The sequence below is a fragment of the Bacteroidota bacterium genome (assembly GCA_030706565.1).
Classification (GTDB): Bacteria; Bacteroidota; Bacteroidia; order Bacteroidales; family JAUZOH01; genus JAUZOH01.
Map to the genome: position 1 here is coordinate 1 of JAUZOH010000185.1, position 7,675 is coordinate 7,675.

At 38.3% G+C, this 7,675-nt stretch carries 7 protein-coding genes; all 7 read right to left on the minus strand.

From position 1 onward, the window contains the following. On the minus strand, positions 1 to 743 hold a 743-nt coding region (locus tag Q8907_10195; protein MDP4274636.1), incomplete at its 3' end, for an aldo/keto reductase. An 11-nt stretch (positions 744 to 754) separates the two neighbouring features. Further along, entirely contained in the window at positions 755 to 1,159 is a 405-nt protein-coding gene (locus Q8907_10200; GenBank protein ID MDP4274637.1) for a cupin domain-containing protein, read from the minus strand. A 23-nt stretch (positions 1,160 to 1,182) separates the two neighbouring features. Next, on the minus strand, positions 1,183 to 2,352 hold the full coding sequence (locus Q8907_10205) for an iron-containing alcohol dehydrogenase (protein MDP4274638.1): 1,170 nt from the start codon (positions 2,350 to 2,352) through the stop codon (positions 1,183 to 1,185). Positions 2,353 to 2,432: 80 nt separating this feature from the next. Further along, complete coding sequence (locus Q8907_10210; GenBank protein ID MDP4274639.1) at positions 2,433 to 3,191, minus strand: carboxymuconolactone decarboxylase family protein; 759 nt, start codon at positions 3,189 to 3,191, stop codon at positions 2,433 to 2,435. A gap of 644 nt (positions 3,192 to 3,835) precedes the next feature. Continuing rightward, positions 3,836 to 5,191, minus strand: a complete 1,356-nt coding sequence (locus tag Q8907_10215; GenBank protein MDP4274640.1) for an MATE family efflux transporter — start codon at positions 5,189 to 5,191, stop codon at positions 3,836 to 3,838. A 229-nt stretch (positions 5,192 to 5,420) separates the two neighbouring features. Continuing rightward, entirely contained in the window at positions 5,421 to 6,242 is an 822-nt protein-coding gene (locus Q8907_10220; GenBank protein MDP4274641.1) for an AraC family transcriptional regulator, read from the minus strand. A 95-nt stretch (positions 6,243 to 6,337) separates the two neighbouring features. Continuing rightward, positions 6,338 to 7,495, minus strand: coding sequence for a MalY/PatB family protein (locus Q8907_10225; GenBank protein MDP4274642.1), 1,158 nt, complete (start codon positions 7,493 to 7,495; stop codon positions 6,338 to 6,340). Between the last annotated feature and the right edge of the window lie 180 nt (positions 7,496 to 7,675).

A 7,675-nucleotide genomic window follows, 5' to 3' on the forward strand; every position in this document is an offset into this window, starting at 1 on the left:
AGGTTGGCATTATTGATTAAATATTCTCCCTGATAACGAGGAAGACGACGGCGGAAATCATTAGCCTCCAGAGTATCGGCATTTAAGGTAGCGGTCATTAGTCCACGGCTTAGTGGTGCAAAAGGTATAAATGCAATACCATTTTCTTTACAGAATTCCATTACTGCACGATGTTGCTGAGATAATAACGAGAATTCGCTTTGAACTGCTGTAATCTGGAATACTTTTATTGCCTTCTGCAAATCATCTAAAGTACATTCACTTAAGCCGATATAACGAACCTTTCCTTCTCTTACCAGTTCGCTCATGGCACCTACTGTTTCCTCTACTGGAACTGTAGGATCTATACGATGTGCATAATAAAGATCAATATGGTCTACATCCAAACGTTTTAAGCTTTCATCACATGCCTGTTTAACATACACTGGTGAGCAATCCAAATGGGTTGTGTTTGGCATAAATCCATCATGTTCCCCTTCATTTAAAACAAAGCCGAACTTGCTGGCCAGAAATACCTGATCGCGATGTCCCTTTAATGCCTTGCCAACTAAAATTTCATTACTATGATCCACCCCATAAATGTCTGCGGTATCCCAAAGATTAATACCTAATTCCAAGGTATGATAAAGGATTTTCATGCTTTCTGCATCATCAGCTTCACCATATATACTACTAATTGGCATACAACCAAATCCAATAGCCGATACTTTCTCTCCTGTTTTTCCTAATTCTCTGTACTTCATAGATAATCCTCCTACTTTAGTTTGTTATACTCTTCGTCAGCTACAGGTTCTAACCACGTAGCAGGCCCCTTTTCAGGATTCACTTCAATTGCAAGGTGCACAAACCAACTGTCAGGTGCTGCACCATGCCAATGCTTTACACCTGCAGGAATCTGAACCACATCCCCAGGATGGAGTTCCTGTGCCGGTTTTCCCTCTTCCTGATAATAACCTCTGCCACCGGTAACAAGAAGTATCTGACCGCCAGCATGAACATGCCAGTTATTGCGACATCCCGGTTCAAAAGTTACATTGCCAATTGGGCATGCTCCAAGTGTCAGCATATTAAGATATACCGTACCTTTAAAATTGTTACTTACAAATTTTTCTCCCTTGGAAAAAATAGCGCTATTGCTTAAATCTCTTGATTCACTCATTGTTCTTGTCCACCTGATTTTTATTATTTATATGATTTTGTATAAATATCCACGCAGTCCTCAACAGTTAATGTTGTTCTGTCGCACAGAAATAATCCGCCCATGGCATCTTTTGCATTTAGAGCCATTGTTTCAAATTCTTCCGGTTTAATTCCATAATCGGACATCTTTAAGTCTGCCACTCCACATTCTTCCTGCAGTTTTGTAAGCATGGCAATGAAATCCATAGGCTCCTTTGCGTCTTCCATCCCCATTGCTTTTGCCATACGCACAAAACGCTCATCACAAACATGTTCGTTAATGAAATGAGTAAAATAGGCCTTACTAAGCATGATCAAACCTGCTCCGTGAGGTAAATTCTGATGGTAGGCAGACATGGCATGTTCCAAAGAATGCTGGCTGGAGGTTGTACCGACACACATTACCACGCCAGACAAATTGTTGCCAAAAGCCACCCTTTCCCTTGCTTCCATATCATTTCCATCGTTTACTGCTCTTGCAAGATAACGGCTGACATTTTCAATTGCAGTGATGGCGTACATATCGCTCATCAAATTTACCTTGTTATTTATATATCCTTCCATGCTGTGCGACAAGGCATCCCATCCTTGGAAAGCTGTATATTTAGGTGGCACGGATTTCATCAGTTCCGGATCTACAATAGCCAGTACAGGAAAGAGTGAGGGATCTTTAATGCCGACTTTTTCATGTGTTTCTTCATTGGTGATTACAGCACCAGCGTCTGTTTCTGAACCTGTTCCTGCAGTTGTTGTAATCGCCACAATTGAAAGCGGTTTATTCTCAATTGCTTTTCTTTTCCCGGTTCCTGACTGAATATAATCCCAGAGATCTCCCGGATTTGTGGCCATAACTGCCATTGCTTTTGCAGCATCCATACAGCTTCCTCCACCAAGTGCAATAATAAAATCGCAATTGTTTTCTTTGGCAAAAGCACTGCCCTTCATAACTGTTGATTTTAAAGGATTAGCCTCAACCTTGTCAAATACAACTGTGATTACACCTGCCAGATAGAGTTCATCTTCCGTCCTGGCCAAATAACCATTTGCTCTGGTAGACTTTCCATTCGAAATAACAATCATTGCTTTTTTACCAGGAAGTTTCTGCTCATGCAGATGATTTAACATTCCGGCTCCAAAAAGCGTTCTAGTTGGTATAAACATGTTAAAACCCATCATTTCTTTCTCCTTATCTATTTTTCAATGACATTTTCATACTCATCAGTTAAATTTAAGAAATAAATACCTTTCTTTCATTACTCAGATTCAGGTATTACTTCATTTAGACATCTTATTGCATTTAATGTTCTTGGATACCCGACATAAGGTAATAACTGAGTAACAGTACTAAGTAATACTGTTTTATCATTTCCAACATTTAAATTGCCCTGTATATGCCCTTTTAACTGTGGCTCACATCCACCCAAAGACAGAATCATGGAAAAGGTCAGAAGTTCTCTTGTTTTTATATCCAGTCCTTTTCGGGTATAATAATCACCAAAGCAATTGGCTGATAAATATTCTTGAATATGAATCTGATTCGCTGGTGATTGCTCGTACATATTATCAATCGTTTCTCCAAAAATTGATTTTTGAACTTCCAAGCCTTTTTCAAATCGGGTTTCCGGCGTAGTGGTTGACTGTTTTTCCAGCGGCAGCTTTATTCCTCTGCTTTCCAATATTTCGTTTGTGACATGGATGAAATCGAATACTTTTGCAATTCCAACATAAGGTACAGCCTGATAAACGATTTCTTTCACTTCAACTGGAGTAACACCTATATTCAGTGCACCACCCAGCATCACTTTATACTCGCCCAAGGCCTGGCTTGCAATCATTGATCCCAAAATCATCATTAACCTTGTTTTTGCATCTAAGTTCCCATAACTAAGAACCTCATCAAAAGCGAAATTGTCGAATACGTCTATCAGTTCCGGATCTGTTACTTTTAATGTTGATTTGTGGTTTGGAAAAAGTTCCTCATGGTTTTTGTTTGCTACTTCACTTATACTCATAGTTTAGACCCTCCTTGTTTACAAAATTATTATTCATGTTGATTTTTATGGAGATGCCACTTCATCAAATGCTCAGTATCCCTCTCCCTTTCTTTAAAATCAATGTTTATTTTTTAGTTGACTTTGAAAAATTAATGGGATGATGTAATACTTTTCTTTTTGTTAATATTTCGATATTTTATAATATTATCATCTATGCAACAGAGGTAAACAGCTCTACCGGTATTCCTTTATCGATGCTCTGATGGGCTTAATTGATATTGTAATCATTTAAGCCCATTTATAGTTTTTCCCTATCAATTGGGCTATTTGACCCATAACCTATCAATACCGAGTCTGTTTCTCTATGATGATTTTGGTTTCAAAAATATTGCCGCCCGCTTGACAATTTTTTTTCATTTTGATATAACGTTCGGGGAAACCTAAAAATGCTTTGAAAGTTCTGCCAATGATTCCAATTCATTGAGCACTTTAATGGCTACCTGGGCCTTAAATGCCACTGGAAATTTTCTTCTGCTTGTTTTCATTTCCATTATAAAATTAAGTTATTTTTTCAACATAATCTGAAGTTCGATTTTTTAGGAGTATTCTACAAAAACTTCTTTTCAGTGTTCGGTTATCTTCAGTAGGCAAACCATTCAAAGCTATATTGCATGGTACTCTGTCCATCTTCCACTGATATACCTGTATATAAAAATAATTGCCTTAACAATCCAGTCAATAAACATAGCCACCCATGTGCCGAACATGCCCAAATTGTAATAAATACTTAACAGATAAGCCATTGCTATACGACAGAAAAGCATGGATAAGCTACCGACAACCATTGGGAATTTGGCATCGCCTGCTGCACGAAATGTCACAGGTAAAGTGTAAGCAAGCGGCCAGATAATAACCATAAATATTCCATGACACCAAACAATTTTAGTAGTCAAAGATGTTGCCATCTCAGATAATCCATAAACCTTTAATATGGCTGGAAGTATAGCAAGTACCAACACACAACTAAGAATATGAACCACATACACAATGCCCATAATCTTTTTAGTATAATATTTAGCCTGCTCATAATCTCTTGCTCCAATACATCTTGAGATAACGACAGTCAAACCGAAACCGATTGCCATACCCGGCAATGCCTGAAACATAACAATGGTACCTGACACCGCATTTGCCGCAATTGCTGCCGTTCCAAAAGTTGCAACTAAACTGAGCACGACTATTCTTCCCAAATAGAACAAGCCATTTTCCAATCCATACGGAACACCAATGCCTAAGATTCTTTTGAGTATTGACCAGTTAAATTTATGCTTTAGGCTTTTCTTTATATACAAAGGTTGATTCTTTTTCAGTGCCAATGCGATAATAATAACTGCTGCAGCAATACGGGATATCAAGGTAGGGATTGCAACACCTTCAACACCAAAGTGGAAACCATAAATAAGTGTAGCATTCCCCGCAATATGCACAATATTCATAGCCAGCATCACCTTCATGGGCAGTTTTGAATTACCCATAGTACGAAAAATTGAAGCTCCGGCATTATATAATGCAAGAAACGGTATGGATAAAGAAGTAATCATCAGGTAAGTATTCGCATCCCTGCTTACTTCATCCGTGATATGCCCGAATAAGCCATTTAAAATAAAAGATTTCATCAGATAAATAATAACCATGATGATGATGGAAACAATACCCGCAAACCATACCAGTTGATTCACTGCCTCCCTTGATTTTGTCATCTGCTTCCTTCCCATGTACTGCCCTGCGATGACCGCACCACCGGTAGATAATGCCGCAAACAAACTAATAAGCAATGCCATAACAAAATCCACTAAGGACACACCTGATATAGCAGACTCTCCAACTCTTGCTACCATGATTGAGTCTGCTAAGCCCACCAGATATTCTAAAAACTGCTCTATGACAAGCGGCAGAAATAATTTAAATAAATCCCTATTTGAAAAAAACCTTGTTGTCGTTAAAGATATTCGCTCCAATTTTAAACCTCCAATCTATACTTCTCCCACTATTGTATCTGCCTGAAAAAAGCAGTATATGATTTAATTTCTGTCTTATCCAGGACTTTTTTGGCTAACTTCGAATTGCCTATCCCATAATTTCCGTACCGAGATAGCTTCACTCTCTTAAACCGATGCAAAATTAATTGAAAGCAGCGGGGAAAGGTTTTCCCTGCAGCTCAAACAATTTTGCTGTATAGCTCAATTTCTACTTGGTCGGAGCATAACCAAACTGCTTTTTAAATGCAGATGAAAAGTGAGAGAGATTCTTGAATCCAACTTCAAGATATACATCGGAAACCTTCTTATTCTCGTTTCTTATTTGATCATAAGCCACTTTTAGCCTTTTTTTTATCAGCCATTTTTGTGGTGAAAGTGGGCTTACCTTTTTAAAATCTCTTTTGAATGAAGCAAGGCTTCGTCCGGTGAAGCTTGCTAAATCTTCCACAGATAAATCATACATATAATTCTCGTCCATAAAATCGAGAATATCGATCTTCCACGGCTCGGTAAAGTCGAACAGAGCCGGATAGAACCGTTCATCTATGTTCAGCAATGTGTAAATACCTTCCTGTAGTTTCAGTTGCATCAGTTCTTTTGCCGGTTTTATATTCGAGTCGAAATAAGGAGTCATGGATTGGAACAGACTTTCGATATCCGGCGTTTTCGGCAATTTTATCACACTCGGTTTATGCTTTTCTGCTTCCAGCGGTAGTTTTTTCCTGTCAATTGTCTGATAAAATTCTCTCAGAAAATTACGTTTAAAAATCATGAAAATTGCCTGAAATTGGTCCTCCCCTCTGGGTTGCTTTGTCATTCTGACACGATTATCCCGACGAAGGAAAACACATTCACCACTGTGAATTTCTATTTTTTTATTCTCTTCCTCCAGTATGATTTCACCAGAATAGACATACGCGAGCATATGATCTTTGATCATTTGCTGACAACTTCTTTCATTATCAAAATAATAACTAAAGAAGATGTCGTAATAATTGAATCTCAGTGATTCGGAATGTTCAAAACCCATAATTCAGCAGGTAAATATTTAAAATCCTTTAATTTTTGATAATAAACAAGTTGGCAATCAAAATAATTTTGTACTCTTTTCGTTTAACTGCGTCATCAACCCAAAGCGCTTTTTATTCTATTAAGCCCTTCAATAAGCAATTGCCTGGGGCAAGCGATATTCAACCGGATAAAACCTTCTCCATTGCTACCATACATAGTACCAGCGTTTATCCATAGTTTTTCCTTCTCAAGCAAAGTTTCAGCAATCTTAACTGACGATTGGTTAAGTGCGGAACAATCAACCCAAACCAGGTAAGTCGCTTCGAGGGGCAAAACTTTAAATTGGGGTAAATTTTGTTTGAAGAAGTCGTTGAGGCAACAGTAATTACCATACAAATATTGTTTCAGTTCATCCAACCATTCCTCTCCTTCGTTGTAGGCTGCAATCAATGCATCGACTGCAAATACATTTATTTCGCAGACTTCGTTTACATTCAGAGCCTGATCAATTTTTTTTCTTATTTTTTCGTCGGTCGCAAAAATGTTTGCCACCTGTACTCCTGCCAGATTGAACGTTTTACTGGGAGCAGTGCAAGTCACTGAATTATAGAGAAAATCGCGACTGATCGATGCAAAAGGTATATGTTGATGCCCGGGATAAACCAAATCGCAATGGATTTCGTCCGATACCACGATAACGTTGTTCTTTAAACAAATTTCACCTATTCGGATAAGTTCCTCTTTGGTCCATACTCTTCCTGCCGGGTTGTGCGGATTGCACAACAAAAACAATTTCACTTCCGGGTCGGAGGCTTTTCTCTCCAAATCGTCAAAATTGATATGATAAGTCCCGTCCTGATACAACAGATCGTTAGAAACCATTTCACACTGGTCGTTACGGATTGAAGAAAAGAAACAATTGTACACGGGAGATTGTACAATTACCTTATCACCGGGTTTGGTCAAAGCTTTGATAATTGCAGATATTGCAGGCACCACACCGGTTGTAAAAAGTATCCAATCCTTTTCTAAAGTAAAGTGATGCTGCCTTTTAAACCATCCTATTATTGCATCAAAATAAGCTGTCGGCACTTTTGCATATCCAAAAACACCATGCTGCGCTCTTTTTACCATTGCCTCAATGATGGGTGCAGCCGTACGAAAATCCATATCGGCCACCCACATGGGCAGAATATCATCAGTTTTCGCCGAATCCCATTTATAAGAATTACTGTTTCTTCGAGGAATTATTTCATCGAAATTGTATTGCATAGGTAAATAATTAACATTTATAATGTTGCCTGTGACTCCATGTTTTCTACATTCATCAATGCTTTGTGTTTATTCACAAACATGTTCGCTTCATCTGCTAAAAATCTGTATTCCATTGATCAGATGGGAACTCCATGCATTTATTCAGATTCCTTTGTATTGCACTTGCCAGTCATGGAT

Coding starts and splice junctions, on each gene's coding strand:
- Q8907_10200 (MDP4274637.1), bottom strand. CDS start 1,159: ATGAGTGAATCAAGAGATTTAAGCAATAGCGCTATTTTTTCCAAGGGA.
- Q8907_10205 (MDP4274638.1), bottom strand. CDS start 2,352: ATGGGTTTTAACATGTTTATACCAACTAGAACGCTTTTTGGAGCCGGA.
- Q8907_10210 (MDP4274639.1), bottom strand. CDS start 3,191: ATGAGTATAAGTGAAGTAGCAAACAAAAACCATGAGGAACTTTTTCCA.
- Q8907_10220 (MDP4274641.1), bottom strand. CDS start 6,242: ATGGGTTTTGAACATTCCGAATCACTGAGATTCAATTATTACGACATC.
- Q8907_10225 (MDP4274642.1), bottom strand. CDS start 7,495: ATGCAATACAATTTCGATGAAATAATTCCTCGAAGAAACAGTAATTCT.